The 254-nt window shown below is 68.9% G+C and carries 1 pseudogene; it reads right to left on the bottom strand.

Features of this window, described 5'->3' with window-relative positions:
- Positions 1–210, bottom strand: a pseudogene (locus AX703_RS28940) (PAS domain-containing sensor histidine kinase); the annotation flags it as partial.
- Between the last annotated feature and the right edge of the window lie 44 nt (positions 211–254).

Here is a 254-nt window from a genome sequence, read left to right as displayed (position 1 = left end):
GTCGCCTTCGAACAGGGCGCTGATCGTCAGGCGCGCGAGATATTCCGCGCCGTTCTCGCAGACCCGCCACGCTTCGCGCTCCAGCGTGCCCTCGTGAAGGGCGGCCGCCAGGTCTGCGCCTGGACGACGCGCCGCAATCTCGTCAGGCGGGTAGAACAGGTCGTGGGGCTGTCCCAGAACGCGATCGAGCGGCCAGCATTGGGGGCGTTTGCGGGAGGGGGCGGAATCCTACGCCAAGCTCGCCCAGATAGCCG

Origin of the sequence: Novosphingobium sp. CCH12-A3 (genome assembly GCF_001556015.1) — a bacterium.
Lineage (GTDB): Bacteria > Pseudomonadota > Alphaproteobacteria > Sphingomonadales > Sphingomonadaceae > Novosphingobium > Novosphingobium subterraneum.
This window is presented reverse-complemented; position numbering and strand designations above follow the sequence as displayed.